At 74.3% G+C, this 25,009-nt stretch carries 21 protein-coding genes and 1 tRNA gene; 12 read left to right on the plus strand and 10 right to left on the minus strand.

Going from position 1 to position 25,009, the window contains the following annotated elements:
• The first annotated feature begins 10 nt into the window (after window positions 1–10).
• Window positions 11–1,660, plus strand: a complete 1,650-nt coding sequence (locus ACIBW6_RS04160) for a bifunctional aspartate transaminase/aspartate 4-decarboxylase (protein WP_399056460.1) — start codon at window positions 11–13, stop codon at window positions 1,658–1,660.
• Window positions 1,661–1,786: 126 nt separating this feature from the next.
• Here ACIBW6_RS04160 and ACIBW6_RS04165 read toward each other — a convergent pair whose 3' ends face one another.
• The 3 genes from ACIBW6_RS04165 to ACIBW6_RS04175 all read right to left on the minus strand — a co-directional run bounded on the left by ACIBW6_RS04165 (window position 1,787) and on the right by ACIBW6_RS04175 (window position 5,477).
• Window positions 1,787–3,268 (minus strand): cellulose binding domain-containing protein, encoded by a 1,482-nt coding sequence (locus tag ACIBW6_RS04165; RefSeq protein ID WP_399056462.1) that lies wholly within the window; start codon window positions 3,266–3,268, stop codon window positions 1,787–1,789.
• 110 nt (window positions 3,269–3,378) lie between these two features.
• A complete protein-coding gene (locus tag ACIBW6_RS04170) occupies window positions 3,379–4,776 on the minus strand; it encodes a sensor histidine kinase (RefSeq protein ID WP_399056464.1) in 1,398 nt (465 codons plus the stop codon).
• Window positions 4,773–5,477 carry a response regulator transcription factor gene (locus ACIBW6_RS04175; RefSeq protein ID WP_399056466.1) on the minus strand — a complete coding sequence of 235 codons (705 nt, stop codon included), beginning with the start codon at window positions 5,475–5,477 and terminating at the stop codon, window positions 4,773–4,775. Before ACIBW6_RS04175 ends, ACIBW6_RS04170 begins: the two co-directional genes overlap by 4 nt.
• A gap of 168 nt (window positions 5,478–5,645) precedes the next feature.
• Here ACIBW6_RS04175 and ACIBW6_RS04180 point away from each other — a divergent pair, with 168 nt between their 5' ends.
• The gene (locus ACIBW6_RS04180; RefSeq protein WP_399057642.1) at window positions 5,646–6,203 is read left to right on the plus strand and encodes a hypothetical protein; all 558 of its coding nucleotides are present in this window, start codon (window positions 5,646–5,648) and stop codon (window positions 6,201–6,203) included.
• A 203-nt stretch (window positions 6,204–6,406) separates the two neighbouring features.
• On the opposite strand, the gene ACIBW6_RS04185 is transcribed toward ACIBW6_RS04180, so the two are convergent.
• Together ACIBW6_RS04185 and ACIBW6_RS04190 are read right to left on the minus strand one after the other, a co-directional pair.
• A complete protein-coding gene (locus ACIBW6_RS04185; protein ID WP_399056469.1) occupies window positions 6,407–7,294 on the minus strand; it encodes a spermidine synthase in 888 nt (295 codons plus the stop codon).
• A 33-nt stretch (window positions 7,295–7,327) separates the two neighbouring features.
• Window positions 7,328–7,774 (minus strand): hypothetical protein, encoded by a 447-nt coding sequence (locus tag ACIBW6_RS04190; RefSeq protein WP_399056471.1) that lies wholly within the window; start codon window positions 7,772–7,774, stop codon window positions 7,328–7,330.
• A 302-nt stretch (window positions 7,775–8,076) separates the two neighbouring features.
• Between ACIBW6_RS04190 and ACIBW6_RS04195 the strand changes: the two genes are divergently transcribed.
• Window positions 8,077–9,462, plus strand: a complete 1,386-nt coding sequence (locus ACIBW6_RS04195; RefSeq protein WP_399056473.1) for a tetratricopeptide repeat protein — start codon at window positions 8,077–8,079, stop codon at window positions 9,460–9,462.
• A 237-nt stretch (window positions 9,463–9,699) separates the two neighbouring features.
• Here the strand turns inward: ACIBW6_RS04195 and ACIBW6_RS04200 are convergent, their stop codons facing one another.
• A complete protein-coding gene (locus ACIBW6_RS04200) occupies window positions 9,700–10,299 on the minus strand; it encodes a histidine phosphatase family protein (RefSeq protein ID WP_399056476.1) in 600 nt (199 codons plus the stop codon).
• Window positions 10,300–10,541: 242 nt separating this feature from the next.
• Between ACIBW6_RS04200 and ACIBW6_RS04205 the strand changes: the two genes are divergently transcribed.
• The 7 genes from ACIBW6_RS04205 to ACIBW6_RS04235 all read left to right on the plus strand — a co-directional run bounded on the left by ACIBW6_RS04205 (window position 10,542) and on the right by ACIBW6_RS04235 (window position 16,838).
• Entirely contained in the window at window positions 10,542–11,474 is a 933-nt protein-coding gene (locus ACIBW6_RS04205) for a phosphatase PAP2 family protein (RefSeq protein WP_399056478.1), read from the plus strand.
• Complete coding sequence (locus ACIBW6_RS04210) at window positions 11,398–12,555, plus strand: hypothetical protein (protein ID WP_399056480.1); 1,158 nt, start codon at window positions 11,398–11,400, stop codon at window positions 12,553–12,555. The genes ACIBW6_RS04205 and ACIBW6_RS04210 overlap by 77 nt, the downstream gene beginning before the upstream one ends.
• Before the next feature lie 37 nt (window positions 12,556–12,592).
• Complete coding sequence (locus ACIBW6_RS04215; RefSeq protein WP_399056482.1) at window positions 12,593–14,179, plus strand: hypothetical protein; 1,587 nt, start codon at window positions 12,593–12,595, stop codon at window positions 14,177–14,179.
• On the plus strand, window positions 14,176–15,537 hold the full coding sequence (locus tag ACIBW6_RS04220) for an AAA domain-containing protein (RefSeq protein ID WP_399056485.1): 1,362 nt from the start codon (window positions 14,176–14,178) through the stop codon (window positions 15,535–15,537). The genes ACIBW6_RS04215 and ACIBW6_RS04220 overlap by 4 nt, the downstream gene beginning before the upstream one ends.
• Before the next feature lie 117 nt (window positions 15,538–15,654).
• Entirely contained in the window at window positions 15,655–16,011 is a 357-nt protein-coding gene (locus ACIBW6_RS04225; RefSeq protein WP_399056487.1) for a hypothetical protein, read from the plus strand.
• Window positions 16,012–16,186: 175 nt separating this feature from the next.
• Entirely contained in the window at window positions 16,187–16,774 is a 588-nt protein-coding gene (locus tag ACIBW6_RS04230) for a bifunctional DNA primase/polymerase (RefSeq protein ID WP_399056489.1), read from the plus strand.
• Window positions 16,765–16,838, plus strand: a tRNA-Lys gene (locus ACIBW6_RS04235). Before ACIBW6_RS04230 ends, ACIBW6_RS04235 begins: the two co-directional genes overlap by 10 nt.
• A 471-nt stretch (window positions 16,839–17,309) precedes the next feature.
• Here ACIBW6_RS04235 and ACIBW6_RS04240 read toward each other — a convergent pair.
• Complete coding sequence (locus tag ACIBW6_RS04240; protein ID WP_399056492.1) at window positions 17,310–18,596, minus strand: M6 family metalloprotease domain-containing protein; 1,287 nt, start codon at window positions 18,594–18,596, stop codon at window positions 17,310–17,312.
• Window positions 18,597–18,891: 295 nt separating this feature from the next.
• On the opposite strand from ACIBW6_RS04240, the gene ACIBW6_RS04245 reads away from it, so the two are divergent.
• Complete coding sequence (locus tag ACIBW6_RS04245; protein ID WP_399056494.1) at window positions 18,892–20,691, plus strand: putative bifunctional diguanylate cyclase/phosphodiesterase; 1,800 nt, start codon at window positions 18,892–18,894, stop codon at window positions 20,689–20,691.
• Between the two features lie 71 nt (window positions 20,692–20,762).
• Here ACIBW6_RS04245 and ACIBW6_RS04250 read toward each other — a convergent pair whose 3' ends face one another.
• From ACIBW6_RS04250 to ACIBW6_RS04260, 3 genes are all read right to left on the minus strand, one after another.
• Window positions 20,763–21,860: an LLM class flavin-dependent oxidoreductase gene (locus tag ACIBW6_RS04250; RefSeq protein WP_399056496.1), complete on the minus strand. Its 1,098-nt coding sequence runs from the start codon at window positions 21,858–21,860 to the stop codon at window positions 20,763–20,765.
• A 241-nt stretch (window positions 21,861–22,101) separates the two neighbouring features.
• On the minus strand, window positions 22,102–22,833 hold the full coding sequence (locus tag ACIBW6_RS04255; protein ID WP_399056498.1) for a decarboxylase: 732 nt from the start codon (window positions 22,831–22,833) through the stop codon (window positions 22,102–22,104).
• 3 nt (window positions 22,834–22,836) lie between these two features.
• The gene (locus ACIBW6_RS04260; protein ID WP_399056500.1) at window positions 22,837–23,658 is read right to left on the minus strand and encodes an aspartate/glutamate racemase family protein; all 822 of its coding nucleotides are present in this window, start codon (window positions 23,656–23,658) and stop codon (window positions 22,837–22,839) included.
• A 294-nt stretch (window positions 23,659–23,952) separates the two neighbouring features.
• Here ACIBW6_RS04260 and ACIBW6_RS04265 point away from each other — a divergent pair, with 294 nt between their 5' ends.
• Window positions 23,953–24,960, plus strand: a complete 1,008-nt coding sequence (locus ACIBW6_RS04265; RefSeq protein WP_399056502.1) for a D-2-hydroxyacid dehydrogenase — start codon at window positions 23,953–23,955, stop codon at window positions 24,958–24,960.
• The last annotated feature ends 49 nt before the right edge of the window (window positions 24,961–25,009 follow it).

The following is a 25,009-nucleotide window of genomic DNA, read 5'->3' on the forward strand; positions in this document are numbered from 1 at the left end:
CAGAGACCTCATGCCGAAGACGAACCTGACCCGCGAGCAGATCCAGAGTTACGCCCGCCTCTCCCCCTTCGAGCTGAAGAACGTCTTCATCGAGCTGGCCAAGGAGGCCCAGGGCGACCAGCCCGGGCAGAAGGACAAGTCGAGCGTCCAGATGCTCAACGCGGGCCGGGGCAACCCGAACTGGATCGCCACGGGCCCCCGCGAGGCGTTCTACGCGCTCGGCTACTTCGCCCTGGAGGAGTCGCGCCGGGTGTGGACGGCCGACAACCTCGGCGGCATGCCCGAGGAGCCGGGCTCCTACGAGCGCTTCGACACGTTCGTGCGCCGCCACCCGGACCTGCCCGGCATCGAACTGCTCGCCCAGTGCGTGCAGCTGGGCATCCAGCGGTTCGGGTTCGACAAGGACGCCTTCGTGCACGAGCTGACCGACAGCTCGATCGGCGACAACTACCCGGTGCCGGACCGCATCCTGCACCACACGCAGGAGATCGTGCGCGGCTACATCGCGGACGAGATGTTCGCCAAGAAGCCGCCGGCCGGGGACTTCTCGTACTTCGCGACCGAGGGCGGCACGGCCGCCATGTGCTACATCTTCGACTCGCTCATGAAGAACGGCATCCTGCGCAAGGGCGACAAGATCGCCCTGATGGTCCCCGTCTTCACGCCGTACGTCGAGATCCCCGAGCTGGACACCTACGAGTTCGACGTCACGTACGTGCAGGCCAGCATGTTCGCCGAGGCCGGCGTGCGCGAGTGGCGCTACCCGCAGGAGGAGGTCGCCAAGCTGGCGGACCCGGAGATCAAGCTGGTCTGCCTGGTCAACCCCTCCAACCCGCCCTCACTCGCCCTGTCGCAGCGCGTCGCCAACCAGATCAAGGACATCGTCGCGACGGACAACCCGAACCTGCTCATCGTCACCGACGACGTGTACGGCACGTTCGTGGAGGGCTTCCGCTCGATCGCCGCGGACCTGCCGCGCAACACGCTGCTCGTGTACTCGTACTCGAAGCACTACGGCTGCACCGGCTGGCGGCTCGGGGTCATCGGCCTCGCCGACGACAACGTGATCGACGAGATGCTCGCCGCGCTCCCGGCGGCGGAGAAGGAGCGGCTGGACAAGCGGTACGGGACGCTCACCCTGGAACCCGAGAAGATCAGGTTCATCGACCGGCTCGTCGCCGACTCCCGGCAGGTGGCGCTCAACCACACGGCGGGGCTCTCCCTCCCCCAGCAGGTGATGCTCAGCCTCTTCTCGCTCTTCGACATGCTGGAGGAGGGCCAGGCGTACAAGCTGCGCATCCGCCGCATCGTCCAGCAGCGCCTCGAACTCCTCCTGGAGGGCGCCAAGATGAAGATCGCCGAGGACCCCCACCGCGCCGGGTACTACATCGAGCTGGACCTGATGGCGCAGGCCCAGCTGGAGCATGGCGAGGAGTTCGCGGCCTACCTGAACGACACCTACGAGCCGGTCGACCCGCTGTTCCGGCTCGCCCGCCAGACCGGCGTGGTCCTGCTGAACGGCGGCGGCTTCGAGGGCCCGCAGTGGTCGGTGCGCGTCTCGCTGGCCAACCTCGACGACCTGGACTACCTGAAGATCGGCCACCACCTGCGGGCCATCTTCGACGACTACGCCCAGGAGTGGCGGGACGCGACGGGCTGACCGTCCGACCGTCCACGAGCCGACATGGCGCGGCCCCGGCCGGGGTGGGGGGCTCCTGCGGAGCGCCGGCCGGGGCTGCGACCCCCGTTGCTCGAAATGGCTTGGCCTACTGGTCGGGCCCAGCGCCTACTTGAAGGCGGCGAACGCCTTCTGGAACGCGTTCGCGCTCTGCTCGACCGAGCTGCACGTCGGCTGCGCCGAGTTCGTGGCGCCGCCCGGGCACTGCTGGTCGCGGGTCGCGGACCACATCGACAGGCCGCCCAGGCCCTTCTCCTTGGCGAAGGAGACCAGCTGCGTGGCGTCCTCGACCTTGAAGATCTCGGAGGAGACGTCGTTGACGCCGATCATCGGGGTGATCGCGACGGCCTTCCAGGCGGCCGCGTCGGAGAGCCCGAGCGCGCTCTTGAGCTGCGCCTGGGTCGCGGTCGCGGCCTGCTCGGCGTAGGTGCCCATGTCGCCGCTGTACGAGGCGCCGTAGTCCATCGCCATGATGTTGACGAGGTCGGCCCGCACCCCGTTGGACTTGGCGTTCTTCAGGAAGTTCACGCCGTCCGAGGTGAGGCCCTCGGGCATCACCGGCAGGGTGAAGGAGACGTTCAGGCCGGGGTTGTCCTTCTGGAGCGTGGCGATGGCCCGGGCGCGCTCGGTGTTGGCGGCCGTGTCCGGCAGGGCACCGCCCTCGATGTCGAAGTCGACCTTGGTGAGCTTGTACTGGTCGACGACCTTCTGGTACGCCGCCGCGAGGTCGCCCGCCGAGGAGCAGGCCTGCGCCAGCTCGGTGCCGGAGGCGCCGCCGAAGGAGACCCGGACGTCGCCGCCCGCGGCCCGCAGGTCGCCGATCTGCGCGGCGACCTCGTCGCTGCCGAGGTCGCTCACGCCGCCCCACTTCGGGGCGCAGTCGCCGCCGGAGGTGATGAAGGCGAGGTTGAACTCCTTGACGCCGGTGGCCTTCGAGGAGGCGACCAGGTCGAACTTCGGGTAGAGCGAGGTGTCGACGTACGGGGCGAACCCGGCGGCCGCCGTGGAGCCGGTGCCCGTGCCGGTGCCGGCGGACGACGACGAGGACGAGGACGGGCTCGCCGTCGCCGTCCCGGTCGGCTCGGCCGGGGTGGAGGCCGACGCGGTGGGGGTGGGGGTCGCCGTCTCGGACGGGCGGCCGCTGGGCTCCGGGGTCGCGCCGCCGTCGACGGAGCACTTCGCGTCGTTGATGAGACAGCCGGTCGGGTCGGCGGAGCCGGAGACCACGAAGCCGACGGTGACCGACTTGCCGGCGGCGATGCCTTCCTTGTCCCAGGAGGCGGGCTTCACGGTGACGTGCGAACCGCTCACCGTCGACTCGGCGTTCCACAGCGAGCTGAGCTTGGTGCCCGCGGGCAGGTCGAACTCCAGCGTCCAGCCGGACTGCGCCGTGTCGGTGTCGTTCTCGATGACGTACTGCCCGGTGTAGCCGCCGGACCAGCTGCTGGTCTTCGAGTACGCGGCTCCGACCGAGGCCGCCGAGGCGCTGGAGGCGAAGACGAACGCGCCGCCGCCCACGACGGCCGCCGCGACGATGCCGCCTATCGCCTTGTTCCTGCCGCTGACCCTGCGCCGGTGCGTGCTGCTCATCGTCGTGCCTGCCTTAGCTGTACGGGGGTGGGGGGGTGAGCAGCACGCTAGCGAGCCGGAAACCGTCAATTCGGGCAACCGGGAAGGGACTTGCGGATCTTAGGGTTCGCTTAAGGGAGGGATCGGGAGCGATTAAAGGTCGGGACCAGTCCCTTGCGTTCCCGGCCCCGGTGGCCACGGGCGCGGTGGCCCGCCCGCGGCCCGCGCCCGTCGAGCTGCACCCAGATCCGCACCTCGGTGCCGCCCAGCACGGAGGAGCCGATGCGCACGTCGCCGCCGGTGGACTCGGCGAGCCGGCGCACGATGTCGAGGCCGAGCCCGGTCGAGCCGTCGCTGCCCGAACCCCGGCCGCGTGCCATCGCCGCCTCCGGGTCGAGGATGCCGGGCCCCGCGTCGGAGACCAGCACGATCACGGCGTCCTCGCCGCTGTGCACGTCGACCGCGAAGGCGGTGCCCTCGGGGGTGTGCCGGAAGACGTTGCCGAGCAGCGCGTCGAGGGCGGCGACCAGCTCGCCGCGGGCCACCGGCAGCCGCACCGGCCGGTCGATCCCGGCGACCCGCACCTTGCGGCCCTCGTCCTCGGCGAGCGCCGACCAGAAGTCCATCCGCTCGCGGATCACCTCGGCGGCGTCGCAGCCCGCGCCGGGCCCGGCCGCGGCGGTCTGCGGTTTGGCGTCGCGCGCCGTGCGGATGATGGTGTCGACCTCGCGCTCCAGCTGCTCGACGGCGACCCGGGTCTGCTCGGCGGCGGTGCCGGTGCCGAGCGAGGCCACGTTGAGCCGCAGCACCGTCAGCGGGGTGCGCAGCCGGTGCGAGAGGTCGGCGGCCAGCTCCCGTTCGTTGGCGAGGAGCTGGACGACCTGGTCGGCCATGGAGTTGAACGCGATCGCGGCCAGGCGCAGTTCGGTGGGGCCGTCCTCCGGGACGCGCGCGCCGAGCCGGCCCTCGCCCAGCTCGTGGGCGGCGCCGACGAGCCGCTGCGCGGGCTGCACCATGCGCACGCCCAGCCGGTCGGCGACGGCCACCGACCCGATGATGAGCGCGATGCCGACGCCCGCGAGCACGATCCACGCGGTCGTCACGCCGTTGCTGACCTCGGCCTCGGGGACGAAGACCTCGACGACGGCGATCTTGTCGGTGCTCACGGCGATCGGCTGCAGCCACACCGAGCCGCCGGGCACCTCGTCGGCCCTGGCCCGGTTGATGTCCAGCTCGTCCGCGGGCACCCGCAGCCGTCCGAGGCGTATCTCGGGGTTGCCGCCCGCGGCCGGGACGTACACCGACATCCGGTCCTCGGCGCCGGTCTGCGCGGTGGCGAGCGCGCGGGCGAGCTCGTCGCGGTCCGTGGTGATGGAGAGGGTGGGCCCGAGGGCGGCGGCGGTCCGCTCGGCGTTCGAGAACGCCCGGTCCCTGGCCATCTCCTTGATGACGAGGCCGAGCGGCACGGCGAACGCCACCACCACCATGGTGGTGACCGCCAGGCAGACCTTGACCAGCGCCCACCTCATGACGCGGGCTCCGGGCGCGGCGGCTCCAGCTTCACGCCGACCCCGCGCAGCGTGTGCAGGTAGCGGGGGCGCGCGGCCGTCTCCCCCAGCTTGCGCCGCAGCCACGACAGGTGGACGTCGATGGTCTGGTCGTCGCCGTAGCTCTGCTGCCACACCTCGGCGAGGAGCTCCTTGCGGGGGACGACGACGCCGGGGCGCCCGGCGAGGAAGGCGAGCAGGTCGAACTCGCGGCGGGTCAGGTCGAGCCGCGCGCCGTCCAGCTCGGCCTGCCGGCGCAGCGGGTCGATGGAGAGCCCGCCGACCCGCAGGACCCGGGACGGCGGCTCGGCGGCCACGCTGCCGCGGGCGCGGCGGAGCACGGCGGCCATCCGCGCGGACAGGTGCTCGGGCGAGAAGGGCTTGGTCAGGTAGTCGTCGGCGCCGTCGTTGAGCAGCCGGACGATCTCGGCCTCGTCGTCGCGGGCGGTGGCGATGATCACGGGTACGTCGGTGATGCCGCGGAGCATCTTCAGCGCCTCCGCCCCGTCCAGGTCCGGCAGGCCGAGGTCGAGGATGACGACGTCGAACCGGAAATGGGCGACCTCGCGCAGCGCCTCCAGGGCCGTGCCGACGCTGCGGACGGTGTGCGCCGCGTCGGTCAGGTGCCGGATGAGGGCCGAGCGTACGAACTGGTCGTCCTCGACCACGAGCACACTTGCCATGGGCGGCACCGTACGCCATCCGGGCGAGGGTGATCTCCTTCCGGGTGACCCCGGGCTCCGTGGGACAGCGGTGACGGGCGTGGTGCAGTATGGCCCGCGATGCAACCGACACCGCCGTCACCGCCCGAGGCCCCGGACCGGCCGCGAGGAGCCGGGGCTCCGCGTCCCCTGCGCCGGGGCCTGGTCCACGCGGTGGCGTGGCTGCTGGCGACCGGGGCGGCGGTGACCCTGTCGTGGTGGGGCGTGCACACGGTGATGTCGGGCACGGCCTACGACCCGCCGCGGGCGCTGCCGGTGGTCGCGGACGCGTCCGGCTCGGCGGCACCGCTCGCCTCGTCCACCCACCGGCCCGGGCCCTCCTCGTCCTCCGGGAGCCCGTCCGGCGCGTCGTCGGACGCCGCGCGCCCCTCGGGGTCGCCGGGGCCGGAGACGCCGGCCGCGCCGCGCCGGACGCCGTCGGCACCGCCCCGGCCCGGCACGTCGCCGCCCGGCACCGCGTCGGCGGGCACCGTGAAGAGCTACGCGACGGCCGGCGGCCGGGCCGTCTTCGACCTGGGCACGACCTCGGCGACGCTGGTGTCGGCGACCCCGGCCGCCGGCTGGTCGGTGCAGGTGTGGAAGCAACCGACGTGGATCCGCGTCGAGTTCACGTCCGGGGACCAGCGGGTGTCGGCGTTCTGCACGTGGCACGACCACCGGCCGTCCGTGGAGATCGCCACGTACTGAGCCGGGCGCTGCCCCGCGCACGGACCCGGGCGCGGGTGCTGCCCCCGTACGGCCCCGGCGCGGGTGCTACCCCCATACGGCCCGGGCGCGGGTGCTGCCCGTGGACGGCCCCGGCGCGGGTGCTGCCCCCGTACGGCCCCGGCGTGGGCGCTGCCCGCGCACGGACCCGGCGCGGGTGCTGCCCGCGTACGGTCCCGGGCCGGTCAGCGGAAGACCGAGGGCGGCGGCGCGGGCGAGGCCTTCGCCGCGGCGTCCTTCACCGGCGCCGCGCCGCCCGCGAAAGCCACCAGCGCCCGCCCGTGCTCCACCCGCCCGGGATGCGGGTCGCCTGCCGCGCGCCGGGTCAGCTCGGCCACCGGCAGCGGCCGCGCGGAGGCGGCCAGCACCGCGTTGCCGAACCGCTTGCCGCGCAGCACCGCCGGGTCGGCGACCAGGGCCAGTTCGGGGAAGACGGCCGCGGCGGTGGCGATCTGCCCGCGCAGGTACGCGAGCGGCGGCCCGTCGGCGAGGTTGGCGACGTAGCAGCCGGTGGGCCGCAGCACCCGGCGCACCTCGGCGAGGAACTCCGTCGTGGTGAGGTGGGCGGGGGTGCGGGCCCCGCTGAAGACGTCCGCGACGAGCACGTCGGCCCAGTCGTCGGGGAGCCGGCCGAGCGCCTCGCGGGCGTCGGCGGTCCGCACCCGGATCCGGGCCCCCGGGTCCAACGGCAGCGCACTGCGCACCAGTTCGACCAGCGGCCCGTCCCGCTCCACGACCTGCTGGGTGGTGCGCGGCCGGGTGGCCGCGAGGTAGCGCGCCAGGGTGAGGGCGCCGCCGCCGAGGTGCACGGCCTGCACCGGGCGGCCCGGGTCGGCGGCCAGGTCCAGGACGTGGCCGATGCGGCGCTGGTACTCGAAGGAGAGGTGGGCCGGGTCGTCGAGGTCGACGTGCGACTGCGGGGCGCCGTCGAGGAAGAGCGTCCAGCCCGCGGGCCGCTCCCGGTCGGGTATCAGCTCGGCGAGCCCGCCGTCGACATCGCGCACGACGGGCTCCCTGACGCCCCGGCCGCCCCGCTCGCCCTTGCGCCCCTGGTTCCCGCGTGCCCGTGCCATCCCGCCATTATCCGCGGCGCCCGGCGGCGCGGCTCAGCGGCAGCTGTCCGCGGCCTCGATGAGCCGGGCCGCCTCGTCGAGCGCGGCCCGCAGCACCGCGGGGTCGGTGACCAGGTCGGCGTCGCGCGAGCCGTCCGGGGCGGGCGGCAGCAGCCAGCCGGTGCCCTCGACGGGCGGCGCGAGCGAGCGGCCCCGGCCCTCGGTGTGCGTACAGGCGCTGCCCGGGACGTCCCAGCCGGCGGCGGTGCCGGGCGGCACGAGGAAGCCGAGGGTCTCGCCGCCGTCGTGCAGCACCGGGCCCACCGGCTCCGCGCTGCCGCGGCGCAGGATGTCGACCGCTTCCAGGCCCTGCCGGGACGGCACCGTGACCAGGTCGCAGGCGCCGGGCGGCTGCTGTCCGGCCTGCTCCTCGGGCGGCAGCCGCCGCACCGTCGGCGGCGGCGCGGCACAGGGTGACGTCGGGGGTTGTGAGGCGTCCATCACGTCGGCCCCTCCTCGCTCTTCGCGGACACGCAGCGCGGCCCGTGGGGGTGTCGCCACCGGGTTCAACGCCTCGGGGCGTCAACGGCTACGGCGGCACGCCGCCGCAAAGGATGGCAGTTCATGGCAGATCGTGGGTGAGATATCCGTTTTGTAGCCAAACACTGCGTGTCGGCACGGTGACAGCCGGTACCTTCGTGCCTCGCCGGAACAAGGGAGTCACCGGCCCGCGAGCTCCACCGGCTTCCCGGTGCCGACGGCTCCCCTGCCGCCCGGCACGGTTCGCACGGGAGGACCCGCCCATGACGTCGTCCGCGTACCCTCCGGACACCCCGGCGCCGCCGTCCCCGCGCCCGAACCTCGCCTTCCGGCGGCTGCGCGGCCGGCGCTCACCGGGCGAGTTCGCGGCGGCGGTGCGGCGCGCCGCCCGCGAGATCGGCGAGTGCGTCAGCTGCGACGCGCGCTACATCGGACGTGTGGAGTCCGGCGCGATCCGCTGTCCGAACTACGCCTACGAGCGGGTGTTCCTGCACATGTTCCCCGGCCGGTCCCTCACGGACCTCGGGTTCGCGCCGCGTGCCTCGGTACGCGGCCGCGGCGCGCGGGGCCGGGACGCCGAAAGCCCAGAAGTCACCGAGCACACGCACCACGAGGAGAGCGACGTGCGGCGTCGCGCATTCATGACCGGCCTGACCGGCTCGACGGCCACCGTGGCCGTGGCCACCCTCACCCCGTTCGGCGTCCCGCCCGGCGCGGGGCCGGGCGACGCCGGCCTCGACCGGCACCCCGCGCGCGCGGGCGCCCGTGCCGTGCAGGAGGCGATCCGGCGCATCCGGCTGCTCGACGACCGGCACGGCGCCGACGGGCTGTACCGGCAGGCCGCGGTCCCGCTGCGGACCGCCTTCGAACTGCTCGACTCGGGCACCGCGCAGCGGGACGTCGCCGACCGGCTCCAGGCCGGGGCGGGTGAACTCGCCATCTCCGTGGGCTGGCTGGCGCACGACTCGGGCCGCTACGACGACGCGCGCTCGCACTACGCGGAGGCGCTGGCCACGGCGCGGATGTCGGGCGACGAGGCGCTGGAGGCGCACGCGTTCTGCAACACCGCGTTCCTCGCGCGGGACGTGGGGCGCCCGCGCGAGGCGGTGCGGGCCGCGCAGGCGGCGGCCCGGGTGGCGGCGCCGCTCGGCTCGCCGCGGCTGCTGTCGCTGCTCGCGCTGCGGGAGGCGGGCGGCTGGGCCGGGCTCGACGACCGGCCCGCCTGCGAGCGGGCGCTGGGGCGGGCCCAGGCGTTGTTCGCGCGGGGCGCGTCGGACGCGGATCCGGAGTGGATGTCCTTCTACGGCGAGGCCGAGCTGGCCGGGCTCGAGGCGCAGTGCTGGTCGGCGCTGGGCGACTGGCGGCGGGCGGCCCGGCACGCGCGGCGGGCGGTCACTCTCCAGGACCCGCACTTCACCCGGAACACCGCGCTGTACACGGCCGAGCTGGCGGACGACCTGGCCCGCTCGGGGCGGCCCGACGAGGCGGCTGCCGCCGGGATCCGGGCGCTTCATCTGCTCCGCGAGGTGCGGTCGTCGCGGGTCGAGGCGATGGTGGCGAGCACGGCGCGGGTGCTGCTGCCGCATCGGCGGGCGTCTGGGGTGGCGGCGTTCTTGCAGGCAGGCCCCCATCGTTGGGCGCGCCCTTAGGCAGTTCCCCGGCTTCCGGCCGGTGGGGGCTTCTCGCGCCGTTCCCCGCGCCCCTGAGATGCGCACTGCGTGCGCCATCTCATCGGGAAGCAAGCGGCGAAGCCGCATCCTTCAGGGGGGAGCTGCGGCGGAGCCGCATGCTTCAGGGGCGCGGGGAACTGCGCGACCAGCCCCCACCGGCCCGCAGCCGCGACCGGGACCAAGCCGGCCCCCGGACCCCGGGCGGGGTAGGACGGCTCAGCCCACCGCCAGGTGCCCCGTTTCGTTCCAGCTCTCCACCGCCGCCTCCCCGTACGCCCACCCCAGCACCGACAGGGACGTCGGATTGAGCCGGATGCGGGCCGCGAAGTCCAGCGGGAGGCCGAGCCAGCGCGCGCCGATCGAGCGCAGGATGTGCCCGTGGGCGAAGACGAGCAGGTCCCGGTCGGCGGACCGGGCGTAGGCCACGACCTCGTCGGCCCGCGCCGTCACCTCGTCGAGCGTCTCCCCGTCGGGGACACCGTCGCGCCAGATGAACCAGCCGGGCCGCTCCTCGTGGATCTGCGCCGGCGTGAGCCCTTCGTAGGCGCCGTAGTCGATCTCCATGAGCGCGTCCCACGGAGTGGCCCGCTCACCGAAACCGGCCAGCGCGCACGTCTCGCTCGCCCGCACCAGGGGCGACGTCCGGACCTCGGCCGCGGCCAGCCCGTCGTAGGGGGGCCGGTGCAGCCGCTCGCCGAGCAGCTTGGCGCCGCGCCGCCCCTCCTCCAGAAGCGGAATGTCCGTCCTGCCCGTATGCCGTCCGGAAAGGGACCACTCCGTCTGTCCGTGCCGGGCCAACAGAATGCGGGGTGCCATGCGGGGACCTTTCACGACTACACGGACGAGACGGGGGACGTACGGGGTGAACGAGGGAGGAACGGGCAGCATCGCCCCCTCCATCATCGCGTAACCGGATTGCGGACCGGCGCGCGGGCAACCCGGTGACTGATCTCCGCGTCTACGAGGGTCAGGGGTCACCCACGAAGCACCCCACATACACCTTAGGGTGAGCAATGTGGCCGGAGGCCGCCGGACGAAACAGAGGGGGAGCGGCCCGCATGTCGCAGACCGACCACGCACCACGCACGGAGGCGACCCCCCATGTCAGGCTCCGGTGGTGGACCGAGCTGCCGCTGATCCTCATGGTCTACGGGGCGTACTCGGCGGGCCGGCTGCTCGCCCGCGGTGACGTGAGCACGGCCGTCGACCACGGCCTGGCGATATTGCGGGCCGAGAAGGCCGTCCACCTCAACCTCGAACACCCGCTGAACCGTCTGTTCACCCGCGAGCCCTGGCTCGGGGTCCCCGCGGACTTCTGGTACGCCTCGCTGCACTACGTCGTCACCCCGGCCGTCCTCATCTGGATCTTCCGGCGCCGCGCCCACCTGTACCGGGCGGCCAGGACCTGGCTGATGACGTCCACGCTGATCGGCCTGATCGGCTTCACGCTGCTGCCGACCTGCCCGCCCCGGCTGCTCACCGCCGGGCACGGCTTCGTCGACACCATGGCGCAGTACAGCTCGTACGGCTGGTGGGGCGGGGCCGCCAGCGCGCCCAAGGGTCTCGGCGGGATGACCAACCAGTACGCGGCGATGCCCAGCCTGCACGTGGGCTGGGCGCTGTGGTGCGGCGTCATGCTGTGGCGCAACGGCCGCACCCCGTACGCGAAGGCCGCCGGCGTCGCCTACCCGCTGATCACCACGCTCGTCGTGATGGGCACGGCCAACCACTACTTCTTCGACGCGCTGGCCGGCGCCGCCGTGATGGGCGCCGGGCTGCTCCTGACGAAGCCGGTCACCCGGCTCGCGGCGCGGATCAGGGACCGGGCCGCGACGGCGTTCGCCGCCGGTTCCCGTGCCGTCCCTTCCGCCACTCGGTCCCCGATTGTCAGTGGAGAGTGCCAGACTTCGCCGGGTGAGCGAATTCCCCGACAGCGCAAGGCCGCCACGTCGCACGACACCGGCGACGGGGCTGCGGCACCAGCTCGCTGAGGTGCGCGGCCCCGACAATCCGCCGCGCCCCCTGGACGCCCGCGCCCTGGCGGCGCTCGCGGCGAACCCGGGGTGCGACAGACGCGCGCTGCTGGACGGCGCGGGGGTGGACAAGGCCCGGCTCGCCGAAGCGCTCGGCGCGCCCTCGGCGTTCGGCCAGTCCCAGTTCGCCCTGGCGCGGGGCAATGTGTTCGAGGCCCGGGTGAAGGCCGACGGCGGCTCCCAGCTGCTGCACCTGGTGCACGCGCGCGTGGACGCCGCCGCCCCGGAGCCCGCACCCGAGCTGGTCCGCGCCCCCGACCTGGCGGCGATCGGCCCCGAGGGCCGCACCGCGCGCACGGCGCTGGCGCTGCGCGAGGCGGTGGAGTCCCCCGGCACCTGGACGTTCCTCGACCATCCGATGCTCGCCCTGGACGTGGCGGGCAGCCCGGCCTTCCTGGAGCCCGACGCGGTCGTGGTGCACCCGGACGGAAGCTGGACGGTCGTCGAGATCAAGTCGTTCCCGATGATCGACGGCGCGGCGGACGCGGCGAAGGTGGGCGCGGCCGCGCGGCAGGCGGCGGTCTACGTGCTCGCCCTGGAGGAAGTGGCCGGGCGGCTGCCGGGCACCGGCGCGCGGGTCCGCGACCGGGCGGTGCTGGTCTGCCCGAAGGACTTCTCGAACCTGCCGGCGGCCTCCGCCGTGGACGTGCGCAAGCAGCTCTCCGTGACCCGGCGCCAGTTGCGCCGGCTGACCCGCATCGAGGAGATCGCGGACGCGCTGCCGCCCGGCACCGTCCTCGACCCGGCCCGGCCGGCGGAGGAGCTGGCGGCGGCCGTCGAGGCGGTGCCCGCCACGTACGCGCCGGAGTGCCTGGCCGCGTGCGAGCTGGCCTTCCACTGCCGGGACCGGTCCCGGCAGGCGGGCGCGGTGACGGCGCTCGGCCGGTCGCTGCGGGCCGAACTCGGCGGCCTGACCACGGTGGACGCGGTGCTCGCCGCGGCCCACGGCGAGGCGGGCGACCCAACGGACCCCACGGTGGCGGCGCTGCGCCGCGCGGCCGCCCTGCGCGCCGAGGCCCTCGGAGGCGCCCGGTGCTGACCCCCGACGCCGGAGTCCCGTCCCAGGAGCCCGCCCAGTGAGCCTGATCGACCACCTGGCCCGCCTGGAGGCGACCAGCACCGGCCGCGCCCAGCCCGTCGCCACCGTCCGGCACCGGCACCTGTCCCAGCAGCCGCTGGTCATCGTGCCGCTGACGACCGCGGGCGAGACCGGCGCGCCGCTCGGCGCCCTGGTCGGCACCGAGCGCACCTCCCCCCGCCTGCTGGTCGTCCCCCAGCCCCGCGACCGCGACCAGCGCTTCACGTTCTTGACGCAGCTCGCCGAGACGGTCCTGCCCTACATCGACGGGTACGCCGGCCGGGTCGAGGCCGCCGAGCGCAGCGAGACCGACCCGGAGACCGGCAAGAAGGTCAAGGTGGAGGTCGAGCTCTGCGCGGACGCCCCGCAGCTGATCGTGCCGAGCCGGGCCGGCATCGAGCTGGTGCGGCTGCTCGGCCGCTCGATGCGCTTTCGCCGTACCGCGGAGCAGGACCCCGGGACGCCGTACCCCGCGCCGCCGCACGTGCCCCTGCTGGGCCGCTGGCTGACGCACTTCGGGGAGCGGGCCCGGGTCCCGGGCTCCGCGCTGCTGCTCGCCATGACCGATCTGCTCTCCCGGCACTGGGCTACCGGCCAGTCGAGCCTGGAGGACCAGCACCTGGGCGCGCTGCTCGCCTGGATCGCGGCCCCGCCGGGCACGTCGGGCGCCGAGGCCGCCCTCCGCGCCGAGCTCGACCGGGACCCGGACGGCCAGCTGCGCTGCCCGCCCGCGGGTCCCGCCACCGACCCCGCCTTCGACAACAAGCTGCTCGCGCCGGCCATCGAGCGGTACGACCGGGCCCGTACGCGGTGGGCGGCGGCCGAGGACGCGGTCCGGGCCGACGGCCGCCTCGCCGAGCTGACCGCGGCCGAGCGGGAGATCCACGTGCTGGTCGCCTCCCGCACCCGGCCCACGTGGGACGCGGTGTGGCGCGGGCTCGACCTGCTGTGCACGCTGCCGGAGGGGCCGCGGGCGGCGGAGCGCTGGACGCGGGACCGCTGGTCCTTCACCGGGCACCGGGACCGGGTGGCCGCGGGCGAGCCGCCGCAGCCGCGCCGCGACGACGCGGTGACCGCGGCGAACAAGCTGGCGACGCGCGAGCGGGAGCAGGCCCGCCTGGACGCGCAGGAGGCGCTCGACGACCCGCTGGTGATGGCGGGCCGGCGGCTCGCCGGGGAGGCGTTCGCGGGTGAGGTGACCGAGGTCGTGGCGGCGTACAACGACAAGAAGCGGCCGCGGCCGCTGATCACGGTCCGCACGGACGACCGGCCGCACCTCGGGGAGCGGGTGAAGGTGTTCCGTTCCCTCGACGGCAAGCCGCAGTCGGCCGAGTTCGTGGCGTACGAGAGCGAGGCGCGGGACGCGGTCGTGCTGCGCGTGCTGGACAAGATGGGGCGGGGCAAGGAGCCGGAGGAGGGGTCCGTGCCGCGCAAGGGCGACCGGGTGTGCTGGACGCTGTTCGAGCACGAGCAGCGCGGCGGGCCCAGGCTGCCGGAGCCGGAGGAGACGCCGTGGACGCACGGCGGGCCGCCCGGCACCGACGCCTCGACGCCCGATCCCGTGACCGCGGAGGACCTGCTGTGACCGTGACCCCGCTCGACCCGGCCTCGCTCAGCCCGTCCGCCGCGGCCACGCGGGCCACCGACGCGATCCTGCGCGACACGCTCCACGGTGACGCGCGCGGCGTCGTCGTCGACTCCCCGCCCGGCGCGGGAAAGTCGACCCTGGTGGTGCGGGCCGCGCTCGAACTCGCCGATGCCGGACGCCCGTTGATGGTCGTCGCACAGACGAACGCGCAGGTCGACGATCTCGTCCTGCGCCTGCACGAGAGGAATCCCGGGCTGCCCGTCGGCCGGCTGCACAGCAGCGACCCGGACGCCTACGACAAGGCGCTCGACGATCTGCCGCTGGTGCGCACCTCGACGAAGGCCGGCGACCTGGCGCCGCTGCCGGTGGTCATCTCGACGGCCGCGAAGTGGGCGCACGTGAAGGCCGCCGACGCGGGCGGGCCGTGGCGGCACGCCATCGTGGACGAGGCGTACCAGATGCGCTCGGACGCGCTGCTCGCGGTGGCGGGGCTGTTCGAGCGGGCGCTGTTCGTGGGCGACCCGGGGCAGCTTGACCCGTTCGCGATCGTCGGCGCGGAGCAGTGGGCGGGCCTGTCGTACGACCCGTCGGCCTCGGCGGTGTCGACGCTGCTCGCGCACAACCCAGAGCTGCCGCAGCACCGGCTGCCGGTGTCGTGGCGGCTGCCGGCGTCGGCGGCGCCGCTGGTGTCGGGGGCGTTCTATCCGTTCACGCCGTTCCGCAGCGGCACCGGCGCGGGCGAGCGGGAGCTGGGCTTTCGCGTGCCGTCGGACGGGTCCGGCCCCGACCGGGTGCTGGACGAGGCGGCCGGGGCCGGCTGGGGGCTGCTCGAACTGCCCGCCGCGCACACGCCGCGGACCGATCCGGAGGCGGTGCGGGCGGTGGCGCTCGTGGTGCGGCGGCTGCTCGACAGGGAGGGCGTCACCCGGTCCGAGCGGGGGCCGGGGCAGGTGCCGTTGGGCGCCGACCGGATCTGCGTCGGCACCGCCCATCGCGATCAGGCGGCGGCGGTCCGCGCCGCGCTGGCCGAGCTGGGCGTCCGGGACGTCACCGTGGACACGGCCAACCGGTTGCAGGGCCGGGAGTACGACGTGACGGTGGTGCTGCATCCGCTGTCGGGCCGGCCGGACGCGACGGCGTTCCATCTGGAGACGGGCCGGCTGTGCGTGCTGGCGTCGCGGCACCGGCACGCGTGTGTCGTGGTGTGCCGGGCCGGGGTCGCCGAGCTGCTGGACGAGCATCCCTCGACGGAGCCGGTGCAGCTGGGCGTGGACGTGAAGTTCCCCGACGGCTGGGAGGCCAACCACGCCGTGCTGGCCCGGCTGGCGGAGCACCGGGTGCCGTGGACACCGTAGGGCGGGCGCCAGGCTGGTCGCCGGAGGGCGGGCGCCGAGGCGCCCTTGCGCGGCGTCGGACAATGGAAGGCGGCCCGGGCACCGAGCGGGCCGGACCCGGCACTAGGAGGAACCACCATGGCGGAGCCCGACCGGCCCCGTACCCCGCAGCCGCGGCTGCGGCCCGCCCCGCTGATCTTCGAGCCCGCGGAGGCCGCCGCCGACCCGGAGCACTTCTTCGACCTGGAGTCCATCGAGGACCCGCGCGAGCTGCTGGCCCGCGCCACGGAACTGACGCTCGCCTTCCGCGCGGCCACCGACCGGTCGCTGGAGTTCCAGGCGATCGCCGCGGCCCAGCTCGCCGATCCGCGGCGGTTCGACCGGCTGACCGCGGCGGAGATCGGGGCGCGGGCGCAGTGGACCGAGGACTACGCGAAGAAGATGGTCGAGTTCGGCCGCGATCTGCTGCGCAGCGGTTCGGAGCAGGCGCCCTAGCCGGGCTTTCCGGGGTGCGCCGGGTGGGGCCCCGGGCCCTGTGGTCTGCCCCGTGGGGCCGGGAAGATCGACTGGCATATGCCGGACGGGCAAGATACTCCCCCGCGGCCGCTCGTGTCCCCGTTTCCGGCAACTCAGGGGAACGGGTCGCTCACGCCCGGTAGATGTGGGGGACATGAACCACGTGCACCCCCCTCTCGCCCCGGCCCCCGGCGCCCCGCACGACTTGGACGCCAGCGGCGTCACCCCCGAGGGCGCCGCCTGGCTCGCCTCCGCGGGACCGTACCCGCGCTCCACCCTCGCCCACTGGCAGTCCCGCCCCGCCGCGCCCGTGGTGCTGTCCTGCGGTTCCGTCTTCGACGTGGTGAACGTCCCCGCCATCTTCGGCCGCCGCATGCTGGACCGGCTCTGGACCGAGGGGCCCGGGTCGGGGCCGGTCGCCGCGCACCGGGGCCGGATGCTCCTGTTCTCCGCGCCGGGGACCGCGCAGCGGCTGCCCTCGCTCCTGGAGTGGGAGGAGTGGGGTCCCGCGGTGCCGCCCCTGCTCTGCCACGGCACCGGCGACGCGGTCACCGTCCCCGCCCCCACGGAACCCGCCGCCGGGCGTCCCGACTCCCGCTGGCTCGTCGCCCCCGGCACCCGCCGCCCCTGGCTGCCCGGCCCCGAGACCCTCCTATGGGCCTGCGTCCGCGCCGCCCGCATATCGATTTTTCCTGCCCCGGATCAGGATGCTAAGGTCTACGACGTCAGCAGGCGCCGCTAGCTCAGTTGGTTAGAGCAGCTGACTCTTAATCAGCGGGTCCGGGGTTCGAGTCCCTGGCGGCGCACGTTGCCGGTGGCGGGATCTGTTCGCAAAAAGCGCGAACCGGTCCCGCCACCGTTGTTTCTGCGCGGCTGCGCCGCGCGCTGTGGGGGCTCCGCCACCCACACCCCCGCGGGCCGGGTCGCGGCCCGCCGCGTTTGGATATGTGCCCCGGCCTGGTCGAGTCTGGCGGCGGCTGGGGGTCCGGGGGTCGTCCCCCGGGGGATGGCAGCATCAGCGGGTCCGGGGTTCGAGTCCCTGGCGGCGCACGTTGTCGGTGGCGGGATCTGTTCGCAAAAAGCGCGAACCGGTCCCGCCACCGTTGTTTCTGCGCGGCTGCGCCGCGCGCTGTGGGGGCTCCGCCACCCACACCCCCGTGGGCGGGGTCGCGGCCCGCCGCGTTTGAATGTGTGGCCCGGCCGGGTCGGGGGCCGCCGCGTTGGGCGTGTTCCCGAGCCGGGTCATGGCCCTGGGTCGTTCGTCGTGCGCGGCCGGGTCAGGACGTGGTCACCGTTACCGTCCAGGCTCCTGTTGGTGTGCGGTTCTCCGTGGTGATGCGGATGCGTTCGCCGGGGACCGTGAAGCTCTCGCCCTCGCCGACCGGCGCGTCCGCCAGCGGCGGGTAGACCGAGTCGCCGTAGCAGGCCTCGCTGCCGGGGTGGGCGTCCAGGACCTGGACCGGGCCGCCGCCGGACGAGGAGTCGCCGCGTACCCGGTAGACGAGGACCCCCTGCGTGCACGTCGTGCTGTCGTTGCCGCTCGCGCCGCGCGCCTCCAGGGCGATCGCCGTGTCCGGGCCGGTCCGCACCACCGCGAGCTTCGTCCCGTCACCCGTGCCGAACGGCGCCCCCGCCGCCCGCGGCCCCGCGCTGAGCGGTTCCAGCGTCAGCCGCGTGTCCCCCGTCCGGGACACGCACGTCACCTGCCGCGGCTCCAGCCAGCCCAGCTTCCACTTGTGCCAGCCGAACAGGTCCGGCGCCAGACCGAACTGACTGCCCATCACGTCCCAGTCGCCCACATAGGTGTCCCAGTCGCCCTTGCCGTCGGACGGCCGGTGATAGAGGTCGGGCAGGTCGAAGACGTGGCCCGTCTCGTGCGCGAGGACGTTGCGGTCCGGCGGGTGCCGCTCGAAGACCGTGACGGCGCGCCGGATGTCGGTGCCGTCCGCCCGCATCGGCTGGTCGAAGTTGACGACCTTCGTGGCGTCCGAGTCGACCCCCGGCGCGTCCGGATCGGCGACGAAGTACACGATGTCGTACGCGCTGAAGTCCGTCTCCGGGTCCGCCACCGCCAGCGCGTCCCGCAGATACGCGCTGCGGCCCGCCGGGTTCCAGTCACGCTGTATGCCGTACGCCGTGGAGGGCCGCGGCATCCGCAGCCAGGACCGCTGCGCGTGCGGGACCAGGTCGAACTTGCCGTAGGAGGCCCGGTCGAAGAAGCGGCTGGTCGCCGGGAAGTAGTCGGCGGTCAGCTCCTGCGGCGTGGTCAGCGGGGCCGAGTCCGGGAACGAGAGGAAGACCAGTACCGCGTTCAGGGTCTTCACGGGCCGCGGATACGCGGAGTTCCAGGTGTCGAGGCCCTCGGAGTGGTGCGCGGAGGTGCGCTCCAGGGCACACGGATCGTCGCCGGCGGTCGCGGCCGCGGGCCCCGCGACGAGACCGGTGGCGGCCAGGGCGATGAGAGCGGTCAGCGCCGCTGCGGCGGCACGCAGACGGCGCGTGTCCACTCCCTCGGGTGGCAGCGGGCGCGGCAAGTCGACCTCCGGGAGGGGTGAGAGGAACACCTCACCCAGAGTGTTGGGGTTTGATCGGTTTCGCCCTGTTTATCTGGCCCGGAAGAGTGAGGGCCGACACCCCGAGCGGTCACGGTCCGTCACAGATGGTCGGGCGGCGACTTAAGTACGGCCAGGGACGGGCAGAAACGATCTGGCGGGGCGTGGATCGGCCGCTTCGTGGCACCCGCGCCCTTGGGCAAGGCTGGATAGCCCCTCCGACCTGGCTCTATGATCGGCACACTTTCCAGCCCGGACCCGGCCGCACCAGACCACGCGACCAGACGACGCACTACGGGAGCGAGCGGTGAGCGCACAGCCCGAAGGGCCCATGACCGCGGCGGAGGTGTCGGCACCCGTCCCGCGTCCCGAGCGCGTCACGGACAGTGGCCGCTCCTTCGGGCAGCCGCCGCCCACCGTCCATGGCGCCGCGTTCCTCGCCGCGCCGCAGCCCATGCTGCTCGTCGACCGCGGCGGCCTGGTCGTGGGCGCCAACGCGGCCGCGCTCGCCGTGCTGCACGGCGCGGGCGCCCCGCCCCTGATCGGTCTCGTCGCCGCCGACCTGCTCGACCTCGCCTCCGATCCGCGTACCTGGGACGCCTACCGCGAGGTGCTGCGCGGACGCCAGGCCCCGCTCGGCCGCACCCGCCGCCTCAAGCACGCCGCCGGCCACCCGGTGTGGATGCGCATCACCGTCTCGCCCGTACCCGGTGAGGAGGTCGTCCTGGTCTCCCTCAGCGACGTCAGCGCGCACCGCGAACTCCAGGACGGGCTGCGGCACTTGCGCACCCACGACCCGGTGACGCTGCTGCCCAACCGCGCCCTGTTCTTCGAGCGGCTCACCAGCGCCCTGCAGGCTCCGCAGGAGGCCCGGGTGGGGCTGTGCCTCCTCGACCTCGACGGGTTCAAGGCGGTCAACGACACCCTCGGCCACCACATCGGCGACCGGTTGCTCGCCGCCGTCGCCGAGCGGCTCACGCACTGCGCGGACCTGGCCCGGCACGCCGGCGGCGCGCCGCTGGTGGCCCGGCTCGGCGGTGACGAGTTCGCCCTGCTCATGGAGGGCTCGACCGGCACCGAACAGCTGGTGGAGCTGGCGGAGACGGTGCTGAGCGCGCTGCGCGAGCCGTTCGACCTCTCCGGCCGGCGGATCGCCGTGTCGGCCTCGATCGGCATCGTCGAGCGGCCCGTCGCCGGCACCGGCGCGACGGACCTGATGCAGGCCGCCGACACGACGCTGTACTGGGCGAAGGCCGACGGCAAGGCCCGCTGGACGCTCTACGACCCGGAGCGCAACGCCCGCCGGATGACCCGGCAGGCCCTCTCCGCCGGGCTGCGGCCCGCCGTCGAGCGGGGCGAGTTCGTCCTGGAGTACCAGCCGCTGGTGCGGCTCGACGACGGCGGGCTGCGCGGGGTGGAGGCGCTGGTGCGCTGGCGGCACCCGGAGTTCGGCCTGCTGACGCCGAATCGGTTCATCGGACTGGCCGAGGAGGACGGCTCCATCGTGGAGCTGGGGCGGTGGGTCCTGGAGACCGCGTGCCGGCAGGCGCGCGCCTGGCAGCTGGCCCATCCGCGGGTGCCACCGGTCTTCGTGAGCGTGAACGTGGCGGTGCGCCAGGTGTGGGACTCCGACCTGGTGGCCGACGTCGCCCGCATCCTGGCGGCGACCCGGCTCCCCGCGGAGCTGCTCCAGCTGGAGCTGACCGAGTCCGCGGTGATGGGCTCCACCGGGCGGCCGCTGCGGGCCTTGCAGGACCTCAGCGACATGGGCGTACGCATCGCCATCGACGACTTCGGCACCGGGTACTCGAACCTCGCCTACCTGAGCAAGCTCCCGGTGTCCGTGCTCAAGCTCGACGGGGCGTTCGTCCGCGGGTTCCCGGACGGGGCGGTCGACGGCAGACCCGAGGACCCGGCGGACGCGGTGATCGTGGAGGCGATGGTGCAGCTGGCCCACCGGCTCGGGCTCACCGTGACCGCGGAGTGCGTGGAGACGGTCGAGCAGGCGGAGCGGCTGCGCCGGATCGGCTGCGACACCGGGCAGGGGTGGCTGTACTCGCGGCCCGTCACGGCGGCCCGGATCTCCGGGCTGCTGGCCGAGCGGTAGGGCGCCGCCGCGCGCAGACGCGCGAGGGCGCCGTCCCGCGTGTCGGCGGTACGGCGCCCTCGGCGGCCGGGTCAGGCCCGCGGCAACCCGTAGGCGTCCGCGATGAGTTCGTACGAGCGCAGCCGGACCTCGCCGCTGTGGGCGTTGGCCGTCAGCATCAGCTCGTCGGCGCCGGTGCGCTTCTGGAGGTCGTCGAGGCCGGTGCGGACCTCGTCGACGGAGCCGTGGATGACGTTGGCGTTCCAGGAGCGGATGAAGTCCTGCTCCATCTCGTTGAACGGGTACGCCTCCGCCTCCTCCGGCGTCGGGACCAGGCCGGGGCGACCGGTGCGCAGCCGGACCATGTTGAGCGCGGCGGCCAGGACCTGGCGGCGGGCCTCGGTGCCGTCGTCGTCGGTGGCGAGCGCCGAGACGCCGATGAGGGCGTAGGGCTCGTCGAGGACCGCGGACGGCTGGAACGACTCGCGGTACAGGTCGAGCGCCGGGATCGTGTTCTGCGCCGAGAAGTGGTGGGCGAAGGCGAACGGCAGGCCGAGGACACCGGCGAGGCGGGCGCTGAACCCGGAGGAGCCGAGCAGCCACAGCGGCGGGCGGTGCGGGTCCTGGACGCCGCCGGGCGAGGTGGCCTGGACGGGGCCGGGGACCGCGTGGATGCGCGCGTAGCGGTGGCCCTGCGGGAAGTCGTCGTCGAGGAAGCGGGTCAGCTCGGCGAGTTGCTGCGGGAAGTCGTCCGCGCCCTCGTTCAGCCGGTCCGTGCGGCGCAGTGCGGCGGCGGTGGCGCCGTCGGTGCCGGGGGCGCGGCCGAGGCCGAGGTCGATCCGGCCGGGGGCCATCGCCTCCAGGGTGCCGAACTGCTCGGCGATGACCAGCGGCGCGTGGTTGGGCAGCATGACGCCGCCGGAGCCGAGGCGGACGCGCTCGGTGTGGGCGGCGAGGTGGGCCAGGATCACGGCCGGGGACGACGAGGCCACTCCGGGCATGGAGTGGTGCTCGGCGACCCAGTAGCGGTGGTAGCCGCGGCTCTCGGCGAGCCGGGCGATGTCGACACTGGTGCGCAGGGCCTGCGTGGCGGTGCGGCCCGCGCCCACGGTGACCAGGTCCAGGACGGAGAGGGGGGTCGGGGCGGTGCCGTGGGCTGCGCCGCGGATCTCGTCGTGGTTGGCCGGCACGGGGGTCCTCCTGGTGACGTGGTTCTGAGTGACCCCGGCTTAACGGAGGCGTGCTCCGCTTTATTCCCCGGCCTGGTCCCGGAGGCCGTGGGGGTCAGCTCTGCTCGCCCCCGCCGCGGCGGACCGGCCCGGGGACGCGCAGCCGGCTCGTCGTGGCTGGTCGCGCGGTTCCCCGCGCCCCTGGGACGCGCGCCGCGTGCGCCGTCCCAGGAGGCGACCGTCCCTCGCCGCCGTCACCGGCTCACGCCTGCACCACCTGCGCCTTCGTGAACAGGGAGCCCAGCTGCGGGGCGTGCACCCGGCGGTCCACCAGGCGCAGCCCCTCCCAGACCGAGACCTGGTTGGCGGTGAGGACCGGCTTGCCCAGCTCCCGCTCCAGATCGGGCACGTGCGCCGCGGTGTGCAGCGCCGTGTCGGGCAGCAGCACCGCCTCCGCCTCGGGGTGGTCCGCGGCCCGGGCCATCGCCAGGACCTCGTCCCGGCCCCAGGTGCCGACCTCCGCTGCCGTGACGATGCCGCTGCCGCGCACCGACACCACCTCGGCGCCCGCCGCCTTCAGGAAGGCCGCGAAGTGCTCGGCGACGTCCGCCGGATACGTCGCGGCGACCGCGACCCGCTGGACGCCCAGCTCGCGGACGGCGTGCGCGAAGGCGAACGAGGTGCTGGAGGCGGGCAGGCCCGCCGCCACGGCCAGCCCCCGCACCTGCTCGTGCGCGCCCTCCCAGCCGAAGACGAAGCTGGCGGAGGTGCACGCCCAGACCACCGCCTCGGCACCGGCCAGCCGCAGTTCCTCGACGCCCGCCGCCAGCCGGCCGGGCGCGCCCATCTCCAGGAGCGCGTCGACGCGGTGCGCGTCCTCACCGATGTCCGTGTGGACGACGGGCAGCCGGATGTCGCTGTCGAGCAACATCTCGATGCGCGGATAGTCGTCCTCCGCGGAGTGTCCCGGGTAGAGAAATCCGAGCGCTGTCATGACCTATGCCCACCCTTCCTGGCCCTCCGGGAGTTCCGGGAGGCCGTGTCCGGGCCGGAGTCCTTCGTCCGGCAGGGGCCACTGCCGTCGCGCCGCCGGGTCGAGCAGCGCCTGATAGGGCCCCACCGCCCGCGTACCCAGTCGGCGCAGGGCTGCCCACATCGTGACCTGGTTGGCCGAGATCACCGGGATGCGCAGCTCGGCCTCCAGCTGCGGGATGACGTCGTACGTCGGCAGGTTCGTGCAGCTGATGAAGAGCGCGTCGGCCGCCCCGCCCAGCGCGTCCCGCGCCATCGTCGCGACCTCCCGGTAGGGGACCTTCCAGATGTGCCGGGTCAGGCCGAGGTCGGCGCACCCGGCGATCTCGACGCCCGCCTGGTTCAGGTACTCCTCCAGCGACTCGGTGACCGACCTGGTGTAGGGCGTGACGAGGGCGACGCGGTGGACGCCCAGTTCGGTCAGCGCCTCCAGGAGCGCGCCGGACGTGGTGAGGGAGGGCAGTTCGCCCGAGCGGCGCATCGCCTCGCACAGGGCGCGCTCCCCGGCGATGCCGCCGACGAAACTGCCCGACGTACAGGCGTACGCGAGGACTTCGGGCTCGGCGGCGCCGAGGGCGCGCACCGCCTCGCCGAGGGTCTCGTGCTCGCTGACCAGGCGCGCGAGGTCGAGGCTGACCTCGACCGGGACGAACGGGGTACGGGTGAGGTGGAGGGAGATCTCGTCGGGCACCCAGCGCCACAGCTCGCGGTCGAGGGCGAAGTCGAACGGTGCGACCACGCCGACGCCGCGCTGCGGCTGCGGTCCCCCCAGGAAAGAGACGTCCATAGAGCATGCCCCAAGTTCAGCTGACGTGATGGTGCCCTGCGGTGCTTCAGCCGGCGGGCCGCCGCCGGGACGTCGGGACAGCGAAGAGGAGGGGGACGAGCGCGCGCAACACCCCTGTTGACGAAGGTAGGTTCAGGTGCCAGCGTGGTCAATCCGCCCATGTCAGATGGATGCCGCGAGACGGTCCACCCGTCATGATCGCGATGTTCCCGGTCATTTCGGCGATTCCGGCGGCCGTGGCCCGGCCTGCCCCTCCAGAGAAGCGGAGCCGCGTTGCGAAACGATTTCCCCGCCGTGTCCGGTCCCGGCGAACCGCGCCCCGGGGGCGCGGCCGGCGCCCGGCCCACGGTCCTCGTCCTGGACGCCGCGCCGGGCGAACCGGCGCCCCGGCTCGGCGCCCTCACCGGCCGGGCCCGGGTACTGCACGCCCCGTACGGCACGGACACGGACGCACTGCGCGCCCAACTGGGTGAAGCGGACGTGCTGTTGGTGTGGGACTTCCTCTCCGACGCGGTGCGCGCGGCCTGGCCGGGCCCGGGTCCCCGGCCACGCTGGGTGCACACCGCGAGCGCCGGCGTCGACCGGCTGATGTTCCCCGAACTCATCGACTCCGACACCGTGTTGACCAATGCCCGCGGTGTCTTCGACGGCCCCATCGCCGAGTACGTCGCGGCGCTCGTGCTCGCGATGGCCAAGGACCTGCCGCGCACCCTCGCCCTCCAGGCGTCCCGTGAGTGGCGCCACCGCGAGTCGCAGCGGATCGCGGGGACGCGGGCCTGCGTCGTCGGCTCGGGCCCCATCGGGCATGCGATCGCCGCGCAGCTGGCGGCGCTCGGCATCGTCACCGCGCTGGTCGGGCGGCGGCCCCGGGCCGGAGTGCACGGGCCCGCCGACCTCGACCGGCTGCTGGCACGCGCCGACTGGGTGGTGTGCGCGGCGCCGCTGACCGAGGAGACCCGCGCCATGTTCGACGCGCGCCGGTTCGGGCTCATGCAGCCCGGCGCCCGCTTCGTGAACGTGGGGCGCGGGCCGCTGGTCGTCGAGGACGACCTGGTGGCCGCGTTGCACCAGCGGTGGATCGCGGGCGCCGCGCTCGACGTGTTCGAGCACGAGCCGCTCAAGCCGGACAGTGCGCTGTGGACCGCTCCCGGCCTGCTCGTCTCCCCGCACATGAGTGGTGACACGGTCGGCTGGCGGGACGAACTGGGGCGCCAGTTCGTGGAGTTGTTCGGACGCTGGGAAGACGGCCGGCCGCTGACGAATGTAGTGGACAAGGATCGTGGGTATGTCCCCGGGAACTGATCCCGGGCGCCGGACCGCGGTGCCGACCGGAACGCTGATCCTGAAACGC

The organism is Streptomyces sp. NPDC049813, assembly GCF_044465085.1.
Lineage (GTDB): Bacteria > Actinomycetota > Actinomycetes > Streptomycetales > Streptomycetaceae > Streptomyces.